Genomic DNA, 23854 nt, shown 5'->3' with positions numbered 1-23854 from the left:
AAAAAACGGCGCCAACGAGGCGCCGTTTTTTATGCCTTGGTTACAGCGCCGCCAGGGCAGCGTCGTAATTAGGCTCATTGCCGATTTCACTGACCAGCTCGCTGTGCAACACCTTGTCATCCTCATCCAGGACTACCACCGCCCGGGCAGTCAGGCCGGCCAGCGGACCGTTCTCGATGTCGACGCCGTAGTTGCGGATGAACTCGCTGCCGCGCATGGTCGACAGGTTTACCACGTTGTCCAACCCTTCAGCGCCACAGAAGCGCGCTTGCGCAAAAGGCAAATCCGCAGAGATGCAGAGCACTACGGTGTTTTCCAGTGCACTGGCCTTGGTGTTGAACGTGCGCACTGAGGTAGCGCAGGTGGGCGTATCCACGCTGGGGAAGATGTTGAGAATTTTGCGCTTACCGGTCAGGCTCGCGAGGCTGACATCGGACAGATCCTTGGCCACCAGGCTGAAAGCCGGCGCCTTGTCACCTGTGGCCGGGAATTGGCCGCCAACGGAAATCGGGTTACCGCGCATTGTGACGCTAGACATGATGACTCCTTTTATGTGCCTTTGGCACAGGATGGTGTTGTCGCTCTGGGCGAACCGGCAGCCCGCAACGGGCTACCGTGATGATGAGCAGTACGTCGTTCAGAAGTCGATACGATAGAAGAAATCCAGTGAGCTGGCAAAGCCGCTGATGGCCTCCAGATACAGCCGCTTGGTCAGGTCGTAGCGCAGCGCCAATTGGTTGGCAGGCTCGAACACCCCTACCCCATAACGCACGCTGAGCTTATCTGTAATGCTGCCACTGGCCACCACTTGGGTATCGGTCCCTGTGCCTTCAGATTCAACCGCAAAGTCGTTCAAGCCCAGGGTGTCGCCAATCTTCTGGGTAACTGGCGCCGCGCCGGCCAGGCCAAGAGCCAGCGCCGCCTGCCCTACTACGTTGCTGTCGCCCTCGTCATCCAGCGGACGCCCCAGAACCAGGTAAGACATGGCTTCCTGTTGCGACATGCCAGGTTCGGAAAACACTTCGGAGGTCGGGCTGGTGGCGTTGCCGGTCAACCGCAGGCCAGCAACCACATCGTCCACTTCACGAACGGCCTCGATGTTCATGTAGGGCTGACTGATGGGGCCGGAGAACAGCAAAATGGCGCGGCGTAACTTGAGCTCCTGCCCCAGCCGCTTGATACGGCCGTCCAGAATGCGCAGATCTCCGTTGGCGGTCATATTCTCCTGCACCGCCAACTGCCCTTTTAGCCGGCCAGTCAGACCGAAGGCAGACAGACGCAACTGATCACCGATCACCAACTGCACCCGTGCGGTAATTGCCAGCGCTGACTCTTCTTCCTCTGTCTGCTGCCCGACGATCACGGTATCGGGCGATACTCTCACTGCCTGCGCTGGCAGCTCCCTGACCCGAATGTCGCCCTCGGGCACGGCAATCTTGCCCGAAACGTGCAATGCATTGTCGCGCAGGCCGATGTCCAGCTGCGGGCTGACCAGCAGATCAGCGTATGGCTCCACCGTCACTGGCAGGGCATCGCCGGTCAGCTCCAGGTCAACATCCACAGGCGCCCAACCGACGGTGCCGTTCAGTCGCCCGGTCCCGCGCTCGCCGCTGGTCCAGTTGCCGTCAATACTTGCGCGCTGGCCCTGTACCAGAATATCGGCGCTGAGCGCCTCCAGACTGATCGGCAGCGCCGGGCCACTGGCGTGCCCGTCACGCAAGCGCAATTCGCCGTCGATGATAGGCTCACGCAGCACACCGCTCAGGTTGCCCTGCCCGTTCACCTCGCCCTCCAGGCGTTGCACCTGAGCAACAAAGGGACGCAGAAAATCCAGCTTGAAGCCGGAAATCTGATAGGCCCCGCTAAGCGCCTGCTTGCCGCCTGGCTCTTGCACCATGGCCTGCACATCCAGGCGACCGAGGCTCTCACTGCTCAGGCGTAGCGCGGCGTCCGCCTTACGCTCCTGCAGCAGGGTGGTAAATTCGAGCAATTGGTAAGGGAAATCGAGGGTTTGCTCTTCCTCTGAAACGCGAATCACGCCGTCTTCGCTGGCGATGCGTATGTCGGCGGTGGGAGCCTTACCCACCGCTTGATTGAACGCCAGCCTGGCGCTCAACTGCGCCTGCCACTCGATGTCATCCGGCATCCAGGGCTTGAGTGCGGCAAGATCGAAATCGTCCAGGGTAATATCCACCTTCCGCTCGGGCATCAGCGTCTGCTGACCGTTGAAGCACAGGCGTGCGCTATCGTGCTGCCAGCAGTGTTCGCTCAGTTGGAGGCGGCCTGCGGCCAGTTGGTACTGCAGGTCTGCACCTTCGTTTAGCTGCCAGTCGAACGTCTGGTAGGCCAACTCACTTTGGGTCAGGCGCCCCTGCCAGCGCGTATCGTTAAGATTGCCACGCAGCTGCAGACTCGCACTGGCCAGCCCACCAGACAGATCCACCGCCAGGCTATGGTTGGCTCGATCACCTTGCGCACTGGCGGTGAGATCGCCCAGCTGGTTGTCGCTGCTGCGTATTCCGCTGGCCTTGAGCATCAGGTTACCGGGCGTGGCCTCGGATAGCCTGATGCGGCCATCAAGGCTAAGACTCTCAGCCTGATTTTCCGCATAGCCGAGTGTTTCGCCAGCTAACGTCAGCCTTAACCCCGGCGCTTGATCGGTGCCGCTGAAGTCTGCACGCCCGGTCAACGCCCCGCGCAGCTCCGGCCACAGCGTCGCCAACTGCGTCAACTGAACATCCAGGTAGCCTTTCACCTGGGGGCCCCACTCGCCCTCGCCGCTGATGCGATTTTCACCCTGGCGTACCAGCAGTTCACGCACCTGCCAGGCTTCAGTTGCCTTGTTGAGCTTACCCGCCAGGGCTAGCGGCTGCTGCCGCAGCGTTCCGTCGATATCCCATTGCGCCTGCAATTGCAGTACGTCCTGCGCCAGCGCGCCCTGACTGGCAAGTTCGCCGCTGAGTTTGCCGGGCAATTGGGCTACAAAGAGGCCGGGGTTCAAGTCATGCAATTGGAAGCGACCATCCCAGGCAACGTCAGGCGCTAGCTTCAGGTCCACCTGGCCTTCAAGGTTGCCAGCCTCGGTACTGAGTTTGAGCGGCGCCACCTTGAGCGCTTGCTGATCACCCTGCGCGCGCAGCTGCAGATCAATGGTCTGCCCGGCAACGCCGCTGAGCTGCGCCGTCAGGTCGCTGTCGATTTCTTCGCCACGCAAACTGGCCTGCAAGTCAAGCTGCTGCAAGACCACCTCACCCAAGTCCTGCGGGTAGAGCCAGTACCAGGGAAAAGCCTGCTGCAGGCTAGCCTGCGCATCGGCGCTGAGCTGATCTGACCAGTTAGCCTGCGCCTTGAGTTCCAGCTTGCGCTCTGGTTGCTCGCTGACATACAGCAGTAACTGCGCGTCGCTAACCCCCGTCAAGCTGGCCAAAGCCTCGAGTTGCAGCTGCACCTCGCCACCCTGCCCCGGCAGGCTCGAGCTGCCAATGAGCTTGAAGCCGTCATCCAGATTACCCTGCGCGTCCAGCTTGAGGTTATTCAACGTCAGGCTTGGCGGCAGGCTGTTCAGCGCCAGAAACGACTCGCCCTGCCAGTGGATGGAAGCGGGTAGTTCGGGGGCGAGCACGGCCACCTCGCCATTCAACTGGCCGGTCAAGTAACCGCTGCTTTGCAGCTGCAGGCTGAGCTGCTGCTTGAGTTCACCGCCTACCGCCAGATCAAGGTGCCAGTCGCGCTCATCCACCGGCGGCAGATTGACCCGGCCCTTGAGATTCAGCGGCCAGTCCTGCTGCATGTGCAGGTCACCTTGCAGCTGCCAGTCAAGGTCAGGGCCTATACCGGAAAACTGCGTAATGGTAACCCGGTCACCATCGGCATCGGCACGCAGCACCAGGTCACGAAGCAACGCGTTCTCGCCATCAAGCGAGATGCGGTCGATGCGAATATCGCCCAGCTCGATGGCCAGTGGCAGTTGCAAGTCCGGCAAGCTGAAAGGCTCGCCGGGCTCACTGGGCTCCGTCGGTTGTGACACCACGGTAATACTCTCGCTGTACAAGCGATCGATACACAGCTTCATGCCAAACAGGCAGGCCGGCGACCAGGCAAAATCCAGCTGCTCTATTTGCAGTTCCAGCGTGGTGTCCTGCCAGCTGATATGCGCAAATTGCCAGCCTTGCCACAAATCCCCACTGACGTACTCCAGCTGCAGCCGGGGCTCCAGCGATTGCGCTTTGGCAAACAGCCACTCGTTGACGGTTTCACTGGCCAGCAACGCTAACAGCAGCAAGGGCAGCGCGATCAGCACCAGCAGGCTGCGGAACAGGATTTTCAGCGCCAGACGCATCAGAGATCAGGCCCCATGGAAAAGTGGATGCGAAAGCCTTCGTCCGGATCGGATAGGGAGCGGGCCACGTCTACGCGCAGCGGGCCGATAGGCGATACCCAGCGAACGCCCAGGCCCACGCTGGTTTTCAGCGGGTCGGTTGGCGAGTCTACCGCGTTGCCGTAGTCGACAAAGGTGGCTGCCCGCCAGCGGTCAATGAACTCGTACTGGTATTCGGCGGTGCTGGTCATCAGATAACGCGCGCCCACGGTTTCGCCAGTGCTATCGACGGGCGATAGCGTCTGGTATGCGTAGCCGCGTATGCTCTGGTCGCCACCGGCAAAGAACCGGAGCGAGGGCGGGATATTGCTGAAATCATTGGTTGCCAGCGCGCCCAGTTGCAGACGACCCAACAGACGGTGTCGATCAAACAGCGTATACAAGCCCTTGGCCTGGCCCATTACCCGGGCAAAGTCGACGGTCGAGATCAGCCCCTTTTTGGCGCCTTGCACGTCGAACAACAGGCTGTAGCCCTTGGCCGGATCAACGCCACCTGAGGTCTTGGTACGTTGCATTGCCAGGCTCGGAATCAGCAAGGTGCTGGTGCCTGAGTCGTCGCCCAGCGAGAAGATCTCATTCTGCACGCGCAGCCCCAGCGTGCGCTCCCAACCACTGTCCAGACGCTTGCGCAGCTCTGCGCCCGCCGCCAGACTGCGGGTTTCAACATCGTCTATGTCCTCGTGTTGCCATCCGAGGAAATAGCGCAAGCTGCTGGTCAGCGGTGGATCCAGCGGCACCTGATAAAAGGCACTGACTTCCTGCCGTGGCTTGGATAGCTCGGCGCTTGCGCCCCGGCTGTGGCCCTGAGGATTAAGCCAGTGCTGATCCCAGGTCGCCTTGGTACGTACCCCCACGTCGGTAGAGAAACCGCCACCAAAACCCAGCGAGTGCGGATCGCGCTCGCTCAGGGTAACCTCGACCGGGATCACGTTCTCCACGGCTTTATCCGCCGGTGCCAGCACCTGCACGCCGTTGAAGTAGCCGCTGGATAGAAGATCCTGATTGAATTGGCCGATCAGCTCAGCGTCGTAGGGCACGCCGGGTTCAAAGGGTATGAAGCGATCTAGCAGGTCCTCGCTGAACAGGGTTTGCGAGTAGGTCACTTCGCCCAGCTTGTAACGCGGGCCGGTGAGATAGGCGATATCGACATCCGCCTGGTTGGCGTCAGGGTTGACGCGCAACTGGTGCTGTAGATATTGACCGGAAAAGTAGCCGTATTGCAGCGCACGGTTGCTTATCTGGGTCTTGATGCTCTCGTAGTCACCATGATTGAGACGCTTGCCGGGCGCGAAATTCTCGGGCAGGGTCAGCGCAAAAGCGTCGGTGCCCTTGCCCTCACCCTGGATATCGATACTGATGTCGTTCAACCGCACTGGTGAGCCCAGATCGACCTTGATAATCAGCGTCGGATCATCCTCGGTGCCGGCGAAATGCAGGTAGTTACGGGTGTGGTAATAACCCAGCGCCTGCGCCGCCAGCGTGGCCTGCTCGTCCGCGTGATCGAACAGCCGACGCAGCTCTTCACGGCTGCCGGCTTCCACCGGGCCAATGTAGGCTTCGATGTTTTCCTTGACCGCGCGCTTCGCCGGCTCCACCTGCACCTCCAGGTCGGCCCAGGCGGTGGGTGCGAGCAAAAGCAGCGCTAGCGGTGGAGTGAATCGAACCATGCGTCCTTCCTGAACTTTGCAGCCGAGCAATGCTAACATGCTGGCAGTGTCTAACCGGGCCTTTGTGCCTGATTTTATTGTAATCTTTCATCTCGCTATCGAAGGCTGGCAACTGGCGCCAGTTCACGCATTCAGGAAATAGTCATGAAATTAGTCTCCTTCAACATCAACGGCCTGCGCGCCCGCCCGCACCAGCTCAGCGAACTGGTTTCACGCCACTCGCCTGAGGTCATCGGCTTGCAGGAAACCAAGGTGGACGACCCGCAGTTCCCCATTGAGATGGTGCAGGAGCTTGGCTACCACGTGTTTTTCCACGGTCAGAAGGGCCATTACGGCGTTGCCCTGCTCTGCCGCAATGAGCCACTGTGGGTGCGCAAGGGGCTACCCAAGGATAACGAGGAAGCGCAGCGCCGTATGATCAGCGCCGCAATCCCCTGTGCCGACGGCGAGCCACTGATTGTATTCAATGGCTACTTTCCGCAGGGCGAAAGCCGCGACCACCCGACCAAATTTCCCGCCAAGGAGAAGTTCTACGCCGACCTGCAGGCACACCTGGAGCAGGACTTCACGGCCGACCAGCGCATCGTGATCATGGGTGACGTGAACATTTCCGATACCGATGCGGATGTGGGCATCGGCGCCGACAACGCCAAGCGCTGGCTGCGTACCGGCAAGTGCAGTTTTTTGCCGGAAGAACGCGCCTGGATGCAGCGCTTGAAGGACTGGGGCATGGTCGATACCTTCCGCCACCTCAATCCGGACGTTAACGACCGCTTCAGCTGGTTCGATTACCGCAGTCGCGGCTTTGAGGACACCCCCAAGCGCGGCCTGCGTATCGACATGGTCATGGCCAGTCGCGCTCTGGTCGAGCGCTGCGTAGAGAGCGATATCGATTACACCATTCGCGGTATGGAAAAGCCCTCGGACCACGCGCCGATCTGGAGTCGATTCGACCTCTGAGGCGCACAAACAGCACTGATAAAAAAACGCCCGAACAGCAAAGCTGTCGGGCGTTTTTTAGCCTTTGAATCAGGCCATTTCGGGCTCGGGCACTTCAATTTCCAGTTCACCGTCACGCAAGGTGATGTGCACCGTCCCGCCCTGCTCTGCCAGCTCACCAAACAAAATCTGCTCGGCCAGCGGGCGTTTGATCTTATCCTGGATCAAACGCGCCATGGGTCGCGCGCCCATCAGCGGGTCGTAGCCGTGTTCGGCCAGCCAGTTTCGGGCGCTTTCGTCCACTTCCAACAGCACGTGCTTGTCTTCCAACTGGGCCTGCAGTTCGGTGAGGAACTTGTCGACCACGAACTTGATGCTTTCGTGGGTCAAACGGCCAAACTGGATGATGGCATCCAGGCGGTTGCGGAACTCGGGGGTGAAAGATTTCTTGATCACCTCCATGCCATCGCTGGTGTGGTCCTGGTGGGTAAACCCAATGGAGGCACGGGTCATGGTTTCGGCACCGGCGTTGGTGGTCAGCACGATAATCACGTTGCGGAAATCCGCCTTGCGCCCGTTGTTGTCGGTCAAGGTGCCGTGATCCATCACCTGCAGCAGCAGGTTGAAGACTTCCGGGTGCGCCTTCTCGATCTCGTCCAGCAGCAGCACGCAGTGTGGATTCTTGGTCACTGCCTCGGTCAGCAGACCGCCCTGATCGAAGCCAACATAACCCGGAGGCGCGCCGATCAGCCGCGACACGGTGTGCCGTTCCATGTACTCCGACATATCAAAGCGCAGCAACTCTACGCCCAGGCTCTTGGCCAACTGGCGGGTAACCTCGGTCTTGCCGACCCCGGTGGGGCCGGAAAACAGGAAAGAGCCCACGGGTTTATCCGCGGACTTCAAACCCGCACGGGACAGCTTGATGGCGGTAGACAGGGCGTCGATCGCCGTATCCTGACCGAAAACCACCAGCTTGAGGTCGCGCTCCAGATTCTTCAACAGCTCCTTGTCGCTGGACGACACGTGCTTGGGCGGAATACGCGCGATCTTGGCCACAATCGCTTCGACTTCCGCCACGTCGATAAAGTCGGGGCGGTTTTCCGGCAGCTGCAAGCGTTGATAGGCACCCGCCTCATCAATGACATCGATTGCCTTGTCAGGCATGTGCCGATCGTTGATATAGCGGTCGGCCAGCTCTGCCGCGGCTTTCAACGCCTCGTCGGTATAGCGAATGCTGTGGTGATCTTCAAAGCGGCTTTTCAGCCCCTTGAGAATCTGGATGGTATCGGCGACCGAAGGCTCGACCACGTCTACCTTCTGGAAGCGTCGTGCCAGAGCACGATCCTTCTCGAAGATGCCGCGGAACTCCTGGAAAGTCGTGGAGCCAATGCAGCGAATTTCGCCGGACGACAGCAACGGCTTGAGCAGATTGGACGCGTCCATAACGCCGCCAGAGGCAGCACCTGCACCGATGATGGTGTGAATTTCATCGATAAAGAGGATTGCGTGCGGGCGCTTGCGCAGGGCTTTGAGCAACGCCTTGAAGCGTTTTTCAAAGTCGCCGCGGTATTTGGTACCGGCCAGCAAGGCGCCAAGGTCCAATGAGTAAACTACGGCCTCGGACAGAATGTCGGGCACTTCGCCATCGACAATACGCTTGGCCAGGCCTTCAGCAATGGCGGTCTTGCCAACCCCGGCCTCACCTACCAGCAAGGGATTGTTCTTGCGCCGGCGCATCAGAATCTGCGCCACCCGCTCCACTTCTGAGGCGCGGCCAACCAGGGGGTCGATGCGCCCCTTGCGCGCCTGCTCGTTCAGGTTGCTGGCGTACGACTCCAGCGGGTTGCTGGCGGTACCGCCTTCACCACCCTCGTCGTCCATCGCTTCCTGATCGTCGCTCAACGGCTCCTCGCCGCTTTGCACCTTGGAGATGCCATGGGAGATGAAGTTGACGATATCGATGCGCGCTATTTGCTGCTGTTTGAGGAAAAACACAGCCTGGCTTTCCTGCTCGCTGAAAATCGCGACCAGCACATTTGCACCGCTGACTTCGCCCTTGCCGGAGCTCTGCACGTGGAAAACCGCACGCTGCAAAACGCGCTGAAAACCCAGCGTCGGCTGCGTTTCGCGTTCATGGTCCTGTTTCGGAATCAGGGGGGTGGTGGAGTCGATAAACTCGGTCAGCTCGCGGCGCAACCGGTCCATATCGGCACCACAGGCGTTCAACACATTGACCGCTGCCTGATTGTCCAGCAAGGCCAGCAGCAGGTGTTCTACGGTCATGAATTCGTGGCGTTTGTTGCGCGCTTCCTTGAACGCCAGGTTCAGGGTGATCTCGAGATCTCTATTGAGCATGTTGCCACCTCATCTCACGCGATAAAAATCGCTTTGTTACGCTTCCCGTTCAATCTGACACATCAACGGGTGCTGGCATTCCTTCGCATAGTCGTTCACTTCTGCCGCCTTGGTTTCCGCGATATCCCGGGTGTAGATACCGCACACCGCCCTACCCTCAGTATGCACCTTCAGCATGATCTGCGTAGCACTTTCGCGGTTGTGCGAGAAAAAACGCTCAAGCACCTCAACGACAAAGTCCATCGGCGTGTAGTCATCGTTCATCATGACCACCTTGTAGCGCGATGGCGGCTTGAGTTCGGGCTTGCTCGTCTCGACCGCAAGGCCGTGATCATCCTCGTGCTCTGGCGCGCCTGATCCCTGATTTAAGGTTAGTTGAAATTCTGTCATTGAAAACATCTGTCGTTTGGCTGGTTGCATTGATAACGGGGCCGCTCATCGTAAAAGTGCGTACTGGCACACAGCTTGTCCGAGGCTGGCTTGACTTACCTCGATTAGCTGTTAAAAAGTGTAAGTGTGCTCGACTGATCAGTCACCATTTAGATTTCCCACCGGCTTTCGGTCAGCACCAGACGATGCACATTCACATGACGTGACAAGTTATCAGAGGGATGCAGTATGGAGAACGGTAAGGTCAAATGGTTCAACAACGCTAAAGGTTACGGATTCATTGTAGCCGACGGCCGGGAAGAAGACCTATTTGCGCATTATTCGGCCATCCAGATGGACGGGTACAAGACGCTGAAGGCCGGGCAACCGGTACAATTTGACATCATCCAGGGCCCAAAGGGATTGCATGCGATCAATATTCAGTCTCCGGCTGAACAAGCTAGCAAGAAACAACTGGAAAATGAAGGCGTTTCAGCCGAAGCGGCCGCGCACCATTAACGCTCTTACCTGTTTCCAGTGCAAATAACAAAGCCGGCTCACGCCGGCTTTGTTGTTACTGCCCTGACGCGAGCCAGCCAGGCTGGCCCGCATCGACCTCACATGGAGGCGATCAGATCGTCACCAAACTCAGAGCACTTGCGCAGTTTGGCGCCGTCCATCAGTCGCTCGAAGTCATAAGTCACTGTCTTGTTGGCGATTGCGCCCTCAGTGCCTTTGATGATCAGGTCAGCCGCTTCAACCCAACCCATGTGACGCAGCATCATTTCTGCAGACAGGATCAGTGAACCAGGGTTGACCTTGTCCTGGCCTGCATACTTGGGTGCAGTACCGTGGGTGGCCTCAAACATGGCAACCGAGTCGGACAGGTTGGCACCCGGAGCAATACCGATGCCGCCCACTTCTGCTGCCAGTGCGTCAGACAGGTAGTCGCCGTTCAGATTGAGGGTGGCGATCACGTCGTACTCGGCCGGACGCAGCAGGATCTGCTGCAGCATGGCGTCAGCGATCACGTCCTTGACGACAATGTTTTTGCCAGTCTTGGGGTTCTTGAACTGCATCCACGGACCGCCATCCAACAGCTCGGCACCGAACTCGTCACGTGCAATTTCGTAGCCCCATTCTTTGAAGGCACCTTCGGTGAACTTCATGATGTTGCCTTTGTGCACGATGGTGACTGAGTCACGATCGTTGTCGACGGCATACTGCAGCGCTTTGCGTGCCAGACGCTTGGTACCTTCCTCGGAAACCGGCTTGATACCGATACCGCACATGTCGGTGAAGCGGATCTTGGTCGCGCCCATTTCTTCAGTGAGGAACTTGATGACTTTTTCGGCTTCGGGCGTGCCGGCCTTGAACTCAACGCCCGCATAGATATCTTCCGAATTCTCGCGGAAGATGATCATGTCTACGTCGCCTGGCTTCTTGACCGGGCTAGGTACACCGGTGAACCAGCGAACCGGGCGCTGGCAAACATACAGGTCCAGCTCCTGACGCAGCGCAACGTTCAGCGAGCGGATGCCACCACCAACTGGCGTGGTCAGCGGGCCTTTGATAGATACAACGTAGTCCTTGACCGCTTCGAGCGTTTCTTTCGGCAGCCAGGTGTCCTGATCGTAAACCTGGGTGGCTTTCTCACCGGCATAGACTTCCATCCAGGAAATCTTGCGCTCACCGCCGTAGGCTTTTTCGACGGCAGCGTCGACAACCTTGATCATGACGGGGGAAATATCAACACCGATGCCATCGCCTTCGATATAAGGGATGATTGGGTTGTTAGGCACGTTCAGGGAAAGGTCGGCGTTTACGGAAATTTTGTCGCCGCTAGCCGGCACCTGGATCTTTTGGTATCCCATTTTTGACTCCGTGTATGTTGTCGTTGTCACTAGCAACCTACGGGCGGGTAACCCGAAGGCTCTGAATAAGAATACGGATTTTGAGCTGCGGTATTGTTGTAGTTTTCCTACATAATGTCACGTACTTTTTGCTTAGACCAATGGATAACACCCCATTGAGCAGCAAGCCAGCACGCCACTTAGACTGCACCGCATCTATTTTGTAGTAACACTACAAAACGCACTACAAGTCTTTGACTATCAGAATCCTAGTCGCTTTTCCTGTCAATGCTAGTCTTGCCTTTATACAGCAGCGTGATGTTTCACCCAACGGCAGCTTTGCGCTACCCTATGCTCCCTGCTGAGGGTACCCCATGCGCTTTACTCCCCATCTGACCGTTGCCTGCATTGTTGAAAGACAGAGCCGCTTTCTTATTGTCGAAGAACAGCGTGACGGCAAACTGGTGCTGAATCAGCCCGCCGGCCACCTTGAGGCAGGCGAAACACTGCTGCAGGCTGCGGTGCGTGAAACCCGCGAAGAAACCGGCTGGCGCGTCGAACTCACGGCAGTGACTGGGCTTTATCTGTTCACCGCTGCCAATGGTGTGACCTACCAACGCGCCTGTTTCAGCGCACAAGCGCTTGAGCACGACGCGCAGCAAGCGCTGGATGACGGCATTGTAAGAGCGCGCTGGATGACACTGGATGAGCTACAGCAGGAGCAGCACCGCCTGCGCAGCCATCTGGTACTCGACTGCATTCTGGATTATCTGAACAAACCGCATTACTCACTGGATCTGATTCGTTGACATGAGCACCTACACAGACAAAGCCCCCGAGCACACCCGCGTTATTGTCGGCATGTCCGGCGGCGTGGACTCCTCCGTTTCCGCCGCACTGTTGCTGGAACAGGGTTATCAGGTCGAAGGCCTGTTCATGAAGAATTGGGACGAGGATGACGGTACGGAATACTGCACTGCCATGGACGATCTCGCAGATGCGCAGGCCGTGAGTGACAAGCTCGGCATCAAACTGCACACGGCGAATTTCGCGGCGGAGTACTGGGACAACGTGTTCGAGCACTTTCTTGAAGAGTATCAGGCCGGGCGTACGCCCAACCCCGACATCCTGTGCAACCGCGAAATCAAGTTCAAGGCCTTCCTCGACTACGCTCTGGCGCTGGGCGCCGATCTGATTGCCACCGGCCATTACGTTCGCCGCGGCGAGCGCGATGGGCAGACTGTGTTGCTGCGCGGCGTGGATGGCAACAAGGACCAGAGTTACTTTCTGCACGCGGTGGGTGCCGAACAGATCGCCCGCACACTGTTCCCGGTGGGCGAGCTGGAGAAGCCAGAGGTTCGCCGCATTGCCGAAAAGTACGAACTGGCTACCGCCCGTAAAAAGGACTCCACCGGCATCTGTTTTATCGGGGAGCGCCGCTTCAGCGATTTTTTGAAACAGTATCTGCCTGCGCAGCCTGGCGACATCCAAACCACCGAAGGCAAGGTGATCGGTCGCCACCATGGCCTGATGTATCACACCATGGGTCAGCGCCAGGGGTTGGGCATTGGCGGCATGCCCGGCGCCGGCGACGAGCCCTGGTATGTGCTGAAGAAAGACCTGGTCAATAATGTGCTGGTCGTCGGCCAGGGTAATGATCACCCCTGGCTGTTTTCCCGCGCCTTGAGCTGCTCCAGCATTTACTGGGTCAATCCGCAGCCCGCGTTGGATACCCCGTTGCCGCTGACGGCCAAGGTTCGTTATCGGCAGCCTGATCAAGGCTGCACTCTGGAGGCAACCCCTGACGGATATCGGCTGGTGTTTGACGAGCCGCAGCGCGCCGTTACACCGGGCCAATCCGTGGTGCTTTATCAGGGCGACATCTGCCTGGGCGGTGGCGTCATCGAAAGCGCCGAGCCGGCTTATGACGAGCGTGCAGCATGAGCGGCCTGCGTGATCAGGCCATCGCGCTGGGCGCGATATTCGAGGCTGCCTTGCAGGTCGACAAACTGGCGCGCAGTGGGTCTGCCGCTGAAGGCCCCGCCGCCTGCCTGGCCCACAGCATCCTGATAACGTCGCCGGACGATGTGCTCAGCGTCTACGGCGGCAGCACGCATCAGATTCGCTCCGGCCTGCAAGCGCTGGAAGCCATGCTTGAGCGCGATACCGCGGCGCTGCAGCGCGATGCGCTGCGCTATGTGATGAATCTGCTGACACTCGAGCGCCAGTTGGCCAAGCGCAGCGATATGCTGCAGGAGCTGGGGCAGCGCATCGGTCAGACCGCCCAACAGGTGGAGCATTTCGGCATCCTGCACGATAACGTGACGGCCTCGCTCGGCGCGACCTACCAGGATACGCTCAGCACCCTGCGCCTACGCATTCAGGTACAGGGCGACATGCGCCACCTGCAACAGCCTGATGTTGCCAATCGCATTCGTGCACTGCTGCTGGCTGGCATTCGTGGCGCTACGCTCTGGCGGCAGGTCGGTGGGCACCGTTGGCAGTTGCTGTTCCAGCGTAAGAAATTGCTGGACGCAACCAAGGCCTTGCTACGTGGTTGAACTGGTTCGCCAGGACAACCCACGCCAGGGCGCCCTGCTGCTCGCCCTCTCGGCACTGCTGTTTGCCATAATGGGTGTACTCATCCGCGAGGTTTCATCCGGGGTCAATAACGAAACTGTGGTGTTCTTTCGCAATCTGGTCGGTGTGTTCTTCTTTCTGCCGATGATGCTGCTCAAGGGCTTTGCGCCTTTTCGCACCCAACGCCTGACCAGCCACTTTTTGCGCACCTTCTATGGCCTGGGCGCCATGTACTGCTTCTTTTACGCCATTGCGCACCTGCCGCTGGCTGACGCCATGGTGTTCACCTACGCGGCGCCGGTGTTTACCCCCCTGCTCGCCTGGTGGTGGCTGCGCGAAAGCCTCACACCGCGCATCGTCGGCATGGTGCTTATTGGTTTTGTCGGGGTATTGCTGGTGGCCAAGCCCAGTGGCGCGCTGTTCGAACCCAAGGCCTTCGCCGGCGTCGCAGCCAGCCTGCTTGCAGCGGCAGCCTTCGTCTCGATACGCGCCATGAGCAACAGCGAGCCGGCCAGCCGCATCGTTTTCTACTTTGCGACCTTTTCTACCTTGCTGTCGGCGATTCCGATGCTTTGGGCGCGTCAGGCTCTCACCACACATCAGTTGATGCTGCTGCTGGCCATCGGCCTGGTGGCGACCACCAGTCAGCTGGTTATGTCTAAAGCCTATGCGTTGGCGCCACCGGGCAAAATCGGTCCGCTCAGCTATCTGGCGATTGTGTTTTCCGGCGCCTTTGCCTGGTACCTCTGGGGTGAGGTCCCCGGCTGGTCATCCTGGGTTGGGGCTGCGTTGATTTTTGCCGCCAGCCTGCTGAGCATCACCCTGCCACCGGCGCGGGCCAAAACCACCTGAATTGGTGTATGATTTGCGCCTTTTCCGCCAGCTTTCCTTGACGAGAACTCTTTTATGCAACTCTCCTCTCTGACCGCCGTATCTCCGGTTGACGGCCGTTACGGCAGCAAAACTGCCAGCCTGCGCCCCATTTTCAGCGAATATGGCCTGATTCGTTTTCGTGTTCAGGTTGAAGTACGCTGGCTCCAGTGCCTGGCCGCACACCCAGGCCTACCGGAAATCGGCCCGTTCTCGGCGCAGGCCAACCAGCTTCTTGATACCCTGGCAGAGCAGTTTGAGCTGGTACACGCAGAGCGCATCAAAGAGTTCGAGCGCACCACCAATCACGACGTCAAAGCGGTCGAGTACCTGCTCAAGGAGCAGGCCAAGCAGCTGCCAGAGCTGGAGAAGGTCAGCGAGTTCATCCACTTCGCCTGCACCTCGGAAGATATCAACAACCTGTCCCACGCGCTCATGCTGCGGGCCGGACGCGACGAGGTATTACTGCCGCTGATGCGTCAGATTGCAGGCGATATCCGCGCGCTCGCGGTCGAGCATGCCGCGGTGCCGATGCTTTCACGCACCCATGGCCAGCCTGCCTCCCCCACTACCCTGGGCAAGGAGCTGGCCAACGTGGTCTATCGCCTTGAGCGCCAGATCAAGCAGATCGAAAGCATTCCGCTGCTCGGCAAGATCAACGGTGCCGTCGGCAACTATAACGCGCACCTGTCGGCCTATCCGGATGTCGACTGGGAAGCCAATGCCAAGCAGTTCATCGAGGGCACGCTGGGGCTCGACTTTAACCCCTACACCACCCAGATTGAACCGCACGACTACATCGCCGAACTGTTCGACGCCTTCGCCCGTTTCAACACTATTCTGATCGACTTTGACCGCGATATCTGGGGTTACATTTCCCTGGGTTATTTCAAGCAGAAGACCGTCGCTGGCGAGATTGGCTCATCAACCATGCCGCACAAGGTAAACCCCATCGACTTCGAGAACTCCGAAGGCAACCTGGGGATCGCCAATGCCATCATGCAACATCTGGCCAGTAAACTGCCGATCTCTCGCTGGCAGCGTGATCTGACCGATTCCACCGTGCTGCGCAATCTTGGCGTAGGCTTTGCCCACAGCGTCATCGCCTACGAATCCTCCCTCAAGGGTATCGGCAAGCTTGAGCTCAACGCCAAGCGTATCGCCGAGGATCTGGATAACTGCTGGGAAGTGCTGGCCGAGCCGATTCAAACGGTAATGCGCCGCTATGGCGTAGAGAACGCCTACGAAAAGCTCAAGGACCTGACGCGCGGCAAGGGCATTACCCCTGAAGCGCTGCTGGAGTTCGTCGAGACACTGGAGATTCCGGACGCCGCCAAGCAGGAGCTCAAGACGCTCACGCCTGCCGGTTACATCGGCAGTGCCGTCGCGCAAGCCAAGCGCATCTAATCGCAGGCGAATCAGCTAGTCTTTAGCTACTGATCCGCTTTTCTGTATCGAGTCACAACGCCCGGATCTTCCGGGCGTTTGCTATTGGGGACGACCAATCAATGAAATCCGAATTTGACGCGCTGCTGGGTGATGTAGGTGTTGAGGTATTTTTGCGCGATTACTGGCAGCGTAAACCGCTGCTGATCCGCCAGGCCATACCGGGCTATACCAGCCCGATCGAACCTAACGAACTGGCCGGCCTGTCGCTGGAGGAGGAAGTCGAGTCGCGCATTATTCTGAAAAACGGTACGCATCCCTGGCAGTTGCTAAACGGCCCCTTCGGTGACGATGACTACAAGACGCTGCCGGAGCGCGACTGGACTCTGCTGGTGCAGGCCGTCGACCAGTTTGTGCCCGAGATAGCCGAGTTGCTGCAACGCTTCCACTTTCTGCCCAGCTGGCGTCTGGACGACGTGATGATCAGCTATGCCACGCCCGGCGGCGGCGTAGGCCCACACTTCGACAATTACGACGTATTCCTACTACAGGCCGAGGGCAAGCGCCGCTGGCGCGTCGGCCAGCATTGCAGCATTGATAGCCCACTGCAAAACAACCCTGACCTGCGCATCCTGCAGGATTTTGAGTGCCAGAACGAGTGGGTTCTTGAGCCTGGAGACATGCTGTACATCCCGCCAGGGGTCGCGCATGACGGTGTTGCGGAAACCGACTGCCTCACATTTTCCATTGGCTTTCGCGCCCCCAGTCACCAGGAAGTGCTGGTGCACTTCACCGACTATCTGGCGCACCAACTCACGGACGACGCGCGTTACAGTGACGCAGGTCGCAAACAGCCACAAGACCCGGCCGCCATTGATCAGGAAACTATTGACCAGTTGCAACAAAGCATTCTTCGTCTGGTCGAAGACAAGGAAGCATTGGCCACCTGGTTTGGGCGTCATATGACCGAGGCACGCTACCCTGATCTGGCACAGAGTTATGTCGACGAAGAAGCCGATATGCTTGAAGGCCTGAACGCCGGCTACGCGCTGCTGCACAACCCAAGCGTGCGTTTGGCCTACCGTCTTGCTGAGAACGATCAGGTGCAGCTGTTTGCCAGTGGCGAACACTGCGTGGTGCCAGGCGCCTTGTTGCCACTGGTGCAACTGATCTGCAATCAGCGTTACTTGAGCCCTGAGGCCCTGGAGCCATGGCACCAGGAGGCGGAGGCCATAGAGTTGCTGGAGCAGCTGTTTGCGAAAGGGTATCTCCTGTTGGAGAGGGATGATGAATGAAATACATGTCACCACAGTCGACTGGATAAACGGCAAGGCCGTTCGCGACATTCGCCAGCAGGTGTTTATCGACGAACAGCAGGTACCGGAAGACCTTGAGTGGGACGCAGAAGACGACAACGCCACCCATTTCCTTCTGTATTATCAGCAGCAACCTGCGGCAACTGCACGGCTGCTGCATGATGGCCACATCGGCCGCGTGGCGGTATTGCCCGACTTCCGCGGCATAGGGCTGGGTGCGGAGGTCATGCAGCAGGTGATTGCCTTCGCCCAGGCCAGTGGTATGCATGAGCTTCATCTTTCCGCGCAGACTCACGCCACGGCGTTTTATCGCAAGCTGGGGTTCAGCATTACTTCAGACGAATATCTGGATGCGGGGATCGCGCATCAGGATATGTATTGGCAGTCCAGCGACCAATCCCCCTTGCAACTGCCGGATATCGAATTCGACTCACCCGGTCGCTTTGCGATACACAACCCCGATCTCTCCCGCGAGCCAGTGTCGGAATACGCGCGGGAGACCGAAGGGATGATTGCCGTGAACGACGACAATGCGCTGCCCCACGTCGCGACGCTGGTTAGCCAGTGTCGCCGTAGGCTGCGCATCTACTCTCCTGAACAGGCGCGCTGGCTGTTCAATCGACTCGACTTCATCAACGCATGCGAAAGCCTGATTGCCCGCGAACCCTTGGCGCGCATCCAGATCCTGCTGCAGAGTGTAGACAGGGATTTCTTGCAGGGTCGCAGCCTGTTGAGCCTCACTCATCGCTTTCCCAGCCTGTGCGAGATTCGTTGCCAGCATCCCGACCTGCAAAAGCAAAAGTACGTGCAATTGATGACCGATGCTCAAGGCTTTTTCATGCAGCCAGATCACCGTGTACGCCAGGCGTTTGCGCGTGAATACTCGCCTGACCAGGTCAAACGCTGGGCAGATCAGTTCGATGAGTTATGGGGCAGCAGCCAGAGCGACCCCGCGATACGGAGATTTCTGCTATGACACCACGCCTGATTATCAAGCTACTTAGCTGGCTGTGCCTGTCCTTCGCCGTGCTCTATGCCAACGCAACACCGACCACCGAGGTGGTGTCCCTGGGTTACAACATGGCAGAGGACGTCATCCCCGCCCTGCAACCCATGCTGCGCTCAGATGAGCGTGTCTCGGCCTATGGCAACCAGTTGTTGATTCGTGCAGAGCCTGCTCGCATAGTCGAAATAAAGGCGCTACTCAATCAAATCGACAAGCAGCCGTCACGACTGCTGATTAGCGTATCCGATAGCGGCGGCAGCAGCGGCGTACAGCAAGGCTATCGTGTGGATGGGCGCATCGACACCGGACCGGCAGACATCATCGTGGGTAACCCGCGAAACGGCAACCAGGCGAGGATCATCAACCGCCAGACTCGCTCCGCTAACGACGGAGTGCGGCAGATAACCGCCAACGAAGGCTATCCAGTGCTGATTCAGAGCGGTCAAAGCGTGCCCCTGACCACGCGCACGACAGACGCTTACGGGCGTGTGGTGGAGCAGACCCAGTATCAGGACGTAACCCAAGGCTTTTACGCCACGGTTCGCCTGAATGGAGATATGGCCACCATCACCCTTAGCGCCAACAACAATCGCCTGAACCGCAACCGTCAGGACGTGATTGATGTGCAGCGCACCGACACCGTGGTGACCGCGCGTCTCGGTCAATGGGTTACCGTGGGCGGGCTCAACGAATCTGGCTCGGGTAACAATGCCGATATTGGCCGTCGTATCTCGACGCAGAGCAACTCCAGCGGCACCGTTCGACTTATGGTAGAGCGCCTTAACTAGGGCGTTTCCCCTGTCACACGCCTTATGTAGTGAATTAAAAAAAACACTACACTTGATTGACTTATAAGACCCGAAGTCTCATCATTGCGACGCTCCCGCTAGCCAGAGATCTCAAGAAGGTCTCCGAGTCGACGCCAAAACCAACGGCCCGACACGTGTCTTTACCGCTCACAAAGCTGTTTGACGAGGTGGCGACTGGAACGAAAGTTGTCCTGAGGGACGGGGAAGCGATTTAACGTAGACAATCAGTGGTCAGCAGCCTGACCCTGCCGTGGCGGCAACGCCATGCTCAGGATTTCAGCCGCTCGTCGCGCTTGTCACCCCTCCTCCTTGGCATTTCTCCAGTTTCCTCCTTTACTAGTCAAACGTTGCTTAAGCGGTTTTACGGCCAGCGGAGCATGGGTCGACAAATCGTGCTGAACCTAACGCAAACTTTGAAGGATGGACCATGTCAGCTTATCAAAACGACATCAAAGCAGCTGCCGAGCTGAAAGAACAAGCAGGTAGTGGCTGGAGCGCTATCAACCCGGAATCCGTCGCTCGCATGCGTGCGCAGAACCGTTTCAAAACCGGTCTGGACGTTGCCAAGTACACCGCGGCCATCATGCGCAAGGACATGGCCGAATACGACGCCGACTCCTCTGTCTACACCCAGTCCCTGGGTTGCTGGCACGGCTTCATCGGTCAGCAGAAGCTGATCTCCATCAAGAAGCACCTGAAAACCACCAACAAGCGCTACCTGTACCTGTCCGGCTGGATGGTTGCTGCCCTGCGCTCCGAGTTCGGCCCGCTGCCTGACCAGTCCATGCACGAGAAAACCTCCGTGTCTGCGCTGATCGAGGAGCTGTACACCTTCCTGCGCCAAGCTGATGCCCGTGAACTGGACCTGCTGTTTGTTGCCCTGGACGACGCCCGCAATGCCGGCGACAACGCCAAGGCTGCTGAAATCCAGGCTCAGATCGATAACTACGAAACTCACGTTGTGCCGATCATCGCTGACATCGACGCTGGTTTCGGTAACGCCGAAGCTACTTACCTGCTGGCCAAGCAAATGATCGAAGCTGGTGCTTGCTGCATCCAGATCGAAAACCAGGTTTCCGATGAGAAGCAGTGCGGTCACCAGGACGGTAAAGTAACCGTTCCTCACTCCGACTTCCTCGCCAAGATCAACGCTGTTCGTTACGCGTTCCTTGAACTGGGCGTTGATGACGGCGTTATCGTTGCGCGTACCGACTCCCTGGGTGCCGGTCTGACCAAGCAAATCGCTGTGACCAACGAGCCAGGCGACCTGGGCGACCAGTACAACAGCTTCCTGGACGGCGACTACATCACCAGCGCTGACGACATCCAGAACGGCGACGTTGTGATCAAGTCCAACGGCAAGCTGCTGAAGCCCAAGCGTCTGGCTTCTGGTCTGTTCCAGTTCCGCAAGGACACCGGCGTTGACCGCGTAGTTCTGGACTGTATCACCAGCCTGCAGAACGGTGCTGACCTGCTGTGGATCGAAACCGAAAAGCCACACGTTGGCCAGATCGCTGACATGGTTAACCGTATCCGCGAAGTGGTTCCCAACGCCAAGCTGGTTTACAACAACAGCCCGTCCTTCAACTGGACACTGAACTTCCGTCAGCAAGTATTTGATGCCATGGTTGAAGAAGGCAAGGATGTTTCTGCCTACGACCGCGCCAAGCTGATGAGCGTTGAGTATGACGAAACCGAACTGGCTCAGGTTGCTGACGAGAAGATCCGTACCTTCCAGGCTGATGCAGCCCGCGAAGCCGGTATCTTCCACCACCTGATCACCCTGCCGACTTACCACACTGCTGCGCTGTCTACCGACAACCTGGCAAAAGGTTACTTCGACAAGGAAGGCATGCTGGCATACGTCAAGGGCGTTCAGCGTCAGGAAATCCGTCAGGGTATCGCCTGCGTCAAGCACCAGAACATGGCTGGCTCCGACATCGGTGACAACCATAAAGAGTACTTCGCTGGTGAAGCTGCCCTGAAAGCGGGTGGCAAAGACAACACCATGAACCAGTTTGGTTAATAGCCGCTGATTCCTCGGATGCCTGGCATCCTTGGTGTGAAAAAGACCGCCTAACCGGCGGTCTTTTTTTATCTATCGTGCGGGTTTTACCTCGGGTAGAATGCGCGACTCCTGCACCTCCCCTCCCAAGTAACAAGGCTTTATTCGCTATGGCACGTCTGCACCTCGAGTTCCCCGAAAACCAGTTCTACTTCACTACCCAGTTGACGGTACGCATCACCGACATCAACTCAGGCAAGCACCTGGCCAATGATTCGATGATATCCATGATTTCGGAGGCTCGGGCTCGCTTTCTCTACCAGTTTGGCATTGAAGAAGTCAGCGTGAACGATATTGGTATCATCGTGACCGATCTGGCCACGACCTACCGCCGGGAAGCCTTCGCCCGCGATGCTCTGATCTTCGAAGTGGGCTTGATGGACCTTAACCGTTACGGCGGAGACATTATCTTCAGGATCACCAAGGCGGCCGACGGTGAACTGGTGGCCCTGGCGAAGTCAGGCTTCGTTTTTTATCACTTCAGCACGTCCAAGGTATGCCCTATGCCGGAAGACTTCCGCCTGCGCTTTCCCGGCGTAAACTCCGTAGACGATTAAGCGCTTTAATTTATAAGCAATAAAAAACCCGGCCTGAGCCGGGTTTTTTATTAAAGCACGGTGTTAACGCACTTCGACTTCAGCTTCAACTTCAGCTTCAACGCGGCGGTTCATGGAACGGCCTTCGTCGGTAGAGTTGTCAGCAATCGGACGAGATTCGCCATAACCGGCAGAGCTTACGCGAGAGCCGTCAACGCCTTCACCGATCAGCGCTTCGCGAACTGCATTAGCGCGACGCTCGGACAGGTTCTGGTTGTAGGCATCGCTACCGACGGAGTCAGTGTGACCTTCAACGGTAGTGGTAACCGATGGGTAGGTTTTCATGAACTCAGCCAGGCTCTGGATGTCTTGGCGGTACTCAGGACGAATAGTGTCCTTGTCGAAGTCAAACAGCACGTCAAGCTCAACGCGAACTGACTGCATTTCCGGAGCCGGCTCTGGCTGCGGCATTGGTGCCGGGGCAGCTGCAACTACGGCTTCTTCTTTCTTGGAGCCAAAGTTGATACCCAGACCTACGCCAGCCTGCCACTCGGTGTTACCGTGGTCAAAACCGTACAGAGCATCAACACCGGCCTTCACGAAGAAGTTTTCGTTCAGATAGTTTTTGATACCAACGCCAGCCATCGCCATGGTCGTACGGTCATTGATGTTGGTGCCTTCAGGCTCCAACTCTTGATGAGCCAAACCAGCCGAGATATACGGACGGACGTTGCTTTCGCCAAAGTGGTGAACAGCTTCAACTTGAAACAGGCTGCCATCAACTTCATTTTTGGTGTCATCAAATTCCAGGTTTTTGTACTTACCCAGGCCGACATTCAGCAGCACGTCATCGGTCAGGAAGTAACCGATGCTACCACCCACCAGGGTGCCGTCGTTCATGTCGTACTTGCTGTCAGTGAAATAACGATCCGCAAAGGCTTCGACTTCCACAGAACCCTGCTGGCTCATGGCCATAGCAGGAATGCTGGACGCAGCAATCGCAGAACCAACAACGAGACCCACAGTGTTTTTCAATTTCATCATTGAATCCCCATCAAATCCATTAAGACGTTAAGCTTACGCAAAACTCGCACGCAGTATAACTGAATCACGCTAATAACTATACAAGCCTTATATGAAAGGGCTGTCAATCTGATCGCGTAATTTTTCCAAGGCACGCTTGTAGCGCATTTTAGTCGCACTTAAGCCCATGTGCATAATATTGGCAATTTCTTGGAACTCAAGTTCCGCAATAAATCGCAAAACTAGTATTTCGCGGTCAATCGGGTTGACGTGCGACAGCATTTTATTGAGGCCCTGTGATTCTGCTAGCGGTGATTCTGGCTCGACGAGCTCTTCTTGCTCGTCCAGGCTGAGAGCGTCTAGCAGGCGCCTTTTGCGTTTCTCTTTGCGGTACTGAGTGATGCATTCGTTATAGGTAATACTATAAAGCCATGTTTTAAATTTGGCTTTCCCCTCAAATTGCTTCAAGCCGTGTAAAACTTTGAGCATCACCTCTTGGCACACATCGTCCGCGTCACGTTCATTCCCCAGGTAACGGGCACACACGTTAAACAACGTACGCTGGTAGCGGCGCATCAGCTCTTCATACGCAGTTGTAGTGTGAAGTAGTTCACCTTTTGCCGCGATGACCAGGTCTTCATCACTCAGCGTAGCCGGGTTATAACGCCGGCGAGGTTCTTTACGAGGGGTCAAGGCTTG

20 protein-coding genes are annotated in these 23854 nt (G+C 57.7%); 12 read left to right on the top strand and 8 right to left on the bottom strand.

Annotated elements, in window-relative coordinates; genetic code table 11:
• Positions 1 to 40: 40 nt before the first annotated feature.
• The 3 genes from tpx to BLU26_RS02670 all read right to left on the bottom strand — a co-directional run bounded on the left by tpx (position 41) and on the right by BLU26_RS02670 (position 6045).
• Positions 41 to 538 (bottom strand): thiol peroxidase, encoded by a 498-nt coding sequence (tpx, locus tag BLU26_RS02680; protein WP_092283607.1) that lies wholly within the window; start codon positions 536 to 538, stop codon positions 41 to 43.
• A gap of 99 nt (positions 539 to 637) precedes the next feature.
• Positions 638 to 4339 carry a translocation/assembly module TamB domain-containing protein gene (locus BLU26_RS02675; protein WP_092283605.1) on the bottom strand — a complete coding sequence of 1234 codons (3702 nt, stop codon included), beginning with the start codon at positions 4337 to 4339 and terminating at the stop codon, positions 638 to 640.
• Positions 4339 to 6045 carry an autotransporter assembly complex protein TamA gene (locus tag BLU26_RS02670; protein WP_231701996.1) on the bottom strand — a complete coding sequence of 569 codons (1707 nt, stop codon included), beginning with the start codon at positions 6043 to 6045 and terminating at the stop codon, positions 4339 to 4341. Before BLU26_RS02670 ends, BLU26_RS02675 begins: the two co-directional genes overlap by 1 nt.
• A 144-nt stretch (positions 6046 to 6189) precedes the next feature.
• On the opposite strand from BLU26_RS02670, the gene xthA reads away from it, so the two are divergent.
• The gene (gene xthA, locus BLU26_RS02665) at positions 6190 to 7005 is read left to right on the top strand and encodes an exodeoxyribonuclease III (RefSeq protein WP_092283603.1); all 816 of its coding nucleotides are present in this window, start codon (positions 6190 to 6192) and stop codon (positions 7003 to 7005) included.
• 69 nt (positions 7006 to 7074) lie between these two features.
• On the opposite strand, the gene clpA is transcribed toward xthA, so the two are convergent.
• A complete protein-coding gene (gene clpA / locus BLU26_RS02660) occupies positions 7075 to 9342 on the bottom strand; it encodes an ATP-dependent Clp protease ATP-binding subunit ClpA (protein ID WP_092283601.1) in 2268 nt (755 codons plus the stop codon).
• Between the two features lie 36 nt (positions 9343 to 9378).
• Positions 9379 to 9741, bottom strand: a complete 363-nt coding sequence (gene clpS / locus BLU26_RS02655; protein WP_092283599.1) for an ATP-dependent Clp protease adapter ClpS — start codon at positions 9739 to 9741, stop codon at positions 9379 to 9381.
• A gap of 219 nt (positions 9742 to 9960) precedes the next feature.
• Here clpS and cspD point away from each other — a divergent pair, with 219 nt between their 5' ends.
• Positions 9961 to 10230, top strand: coding sequence for a cold shock domain-containing protein CspD (cspD, locus tag BLU26_RS02650; RefSeq protein WP_331457185.1), 270 nt, complete (start codon positions 9961 to 9963; stop codon positions 10228 to 10230).
• Positions 10231 to 10328: 98 nt separating this feature from the next.
• Here cspD and icd read toward each other — a convergent pair whose 3' ends face one another.
• A complete protein-coding gene (gene icd, locus BLU26_RS02645) occupies positions 10329 to 11585 on the bottom strand; it encodes an NADP-dependent isocitrate dehydrogenase (RefSeq protein ID WP_092283597.1) in 1257 nt (418 codons plus the stop codon).
• Between the two features lie 353 nt (positions 11586 to 11938).
• Between icd and BLU26_RS02640 the strand changes: the two genes are divergently transcribed.
• The 10 genes from BLU26_RS02640 to BLU26_RS02595 all read left to right on the top strand — a co-directional run bounded on the left by BLU26_RS02640 (position 11939) and on the right by BLU26_RS02595 (position 22153).
• On the top strand, positions 11939 to 12373 hold the full coding sequence (locus tag BLU26_RS02640; protein ID WP_092283595.1) for an NUDIX hydrolase: 435 nt from the start codon (positions 11939 to 11941) through the stop codon (positions 12371 to 12373).
• A gap of 1 nt (position 12374) precedes the next feature.
• Positions 12375 to 13508, top strand: a complete 1134-nt coding sequence (mnmA, locus tag BLU26_RS02635) for a tRNA 2-thiouridine(34) synthase MnmA (protein ID WP_092283593.1) — start codon at positions 12375 to 12377, stop codon at positions 13506 to 13508.
• Positions 13505 to 14125, top strand: coding sequence for a high frequency lysogenization protein HflD (gene hflD / locus BLU26_RS02630; protein ID WP_092283591.1), 621 nt, complete (start codon positions 13505 to 13507; stop codon positions 14123 to 14125). Before mnmA ends, hflD begins: the two co-directional genes overlap by 4 nt.
• Complete coding sequence (locus BLU26_RS02625; RefSeq protein ID WP_231701995.1) at positions 14118 to 14996, top strand: DMT family transporter; 879 nt, start codon at positions 14118 to 14120, stop codon at positions 14994 to 14996. The genes hflD and BLU26_RS02625 overlap by 8 nt, the downstream gene beginning before the upstream one ends.
• A gap of 54 nt (positions 14997 to 15050) precedes the next feature.
• Positions 15051 to 16421, top strand: a complete 1371-nt coding sequence (gene purB, locus BLU26_RS02620) for an adenylosuccinate lyase (RefSeq protein ID WP_092283589.1) — start codon at positions 15051 to 15053, stop codon at positions 16419 to 16421.
• A 101-nt stretch (positions 16422 to 16522) separates the two neighbouring features.
• Complete coding sequence (locus BLU26_RS02615; protein ID WP_092283587.1) at positions 16523 to 17695, top strand: cupin domain-containing protein; 1173 nt, start codon at positions 16523 to 16525, stop codon at positions 17693 to 17695.
• Positions 17688 to 18692, top strand: a complete 1005-nt coding sequence (locus tag BLU26_RS18850) for a GNAT family N-acetyltransferase (protein ID WP_092283585.1) — start codon at positions 17688 to 17690, stop codon at positions 18690 to 18692. The genes BLU26_RS02615 and BLU26_RS18850 overlap by 8 nt, the downstream gene beginning before the upstream one ends.
• Entirely contained in the window at positions 18689 to 19510 is an 822-nt protein-coding gene (locus BLU26_RS02605; protein WP_157719281.1) for a secretin N-terminal domain-containing protein, read from the top strand. Before BLU26_RS18850 ends, BLU26_RS02605 begins: the two co-directional genes overlap by 4 nt.
• Positions 19511 to 19958: 448 nt before the next feature.
• The gene (locus tag BLU26_RS02600) at positions 19959 to 21557 is read left to right on the top strand and encodes an isocitrate lyase (protein WP_092283581.1); all 1599 of its coding nucleotides are present in this window, start codon (positions 19959 to 19961) and stop codon (positions 21555 to 21557) included.
• A 149-nt stretch (positions 21558 to 21706) separates the two neighbouring features.
• Positions 21707 to 22153, top strand: a complete 447-nt coding sequence (locus BLU26_RS02595; protein WP_092283579.1) for an acyl-CoA thioesterase — start codon at positions 21707 to 21709, stop codon at positions 22151 to 22153.
• A gap of 63 nt (positions 22154 to 22216) precedes the next feature.
• Here BLU26_RS02595 and BLU26_RS02590 read toward each other — a convergent pair whose 3' ends face one another.
• Entirely contained in the window at positions 22217 to 23173 is a 957-nt protein-coding gene (locus BLU26_RS02590; protein WP_092288333.1) for an OmpA family protein, read from the bottom strand.
• Between the two features lie 90 nt (positions 23174 to 23263).
• Positions 23264 to 23848 carry an RNA polymerase sigma factor SigX gene (gene sigX / locus BLU26_RS02585; RefSeq protein WP_092283577.1) on the bottom strand — a complete coding sequence of 195 codons (585 nt, stop codon included), beginning with the start codon at positions 23846 to 23848 and terminating at the stop codon, positions 23264 to 23266.
• Positions 23849 to 23854: the final 6 nt, after the last annotated feature.

The organism is Halopseudomonas sabulinigri (assembly GCF_900105255.1).
Taxonomy (GTDB): domain Bacteria; phylum Pseudomonadota; class Gammaproteobacteria; order Pseudomonadales; family Pseudomonadaceae; genus Halopseudomonas; species Halopseudomonas sabulinigri.
The sequence above is the reverse complement of the archived record's forward strand: the minus strand, read 5'-3'. Positions and strand labels throughout refer to the sequence as shown.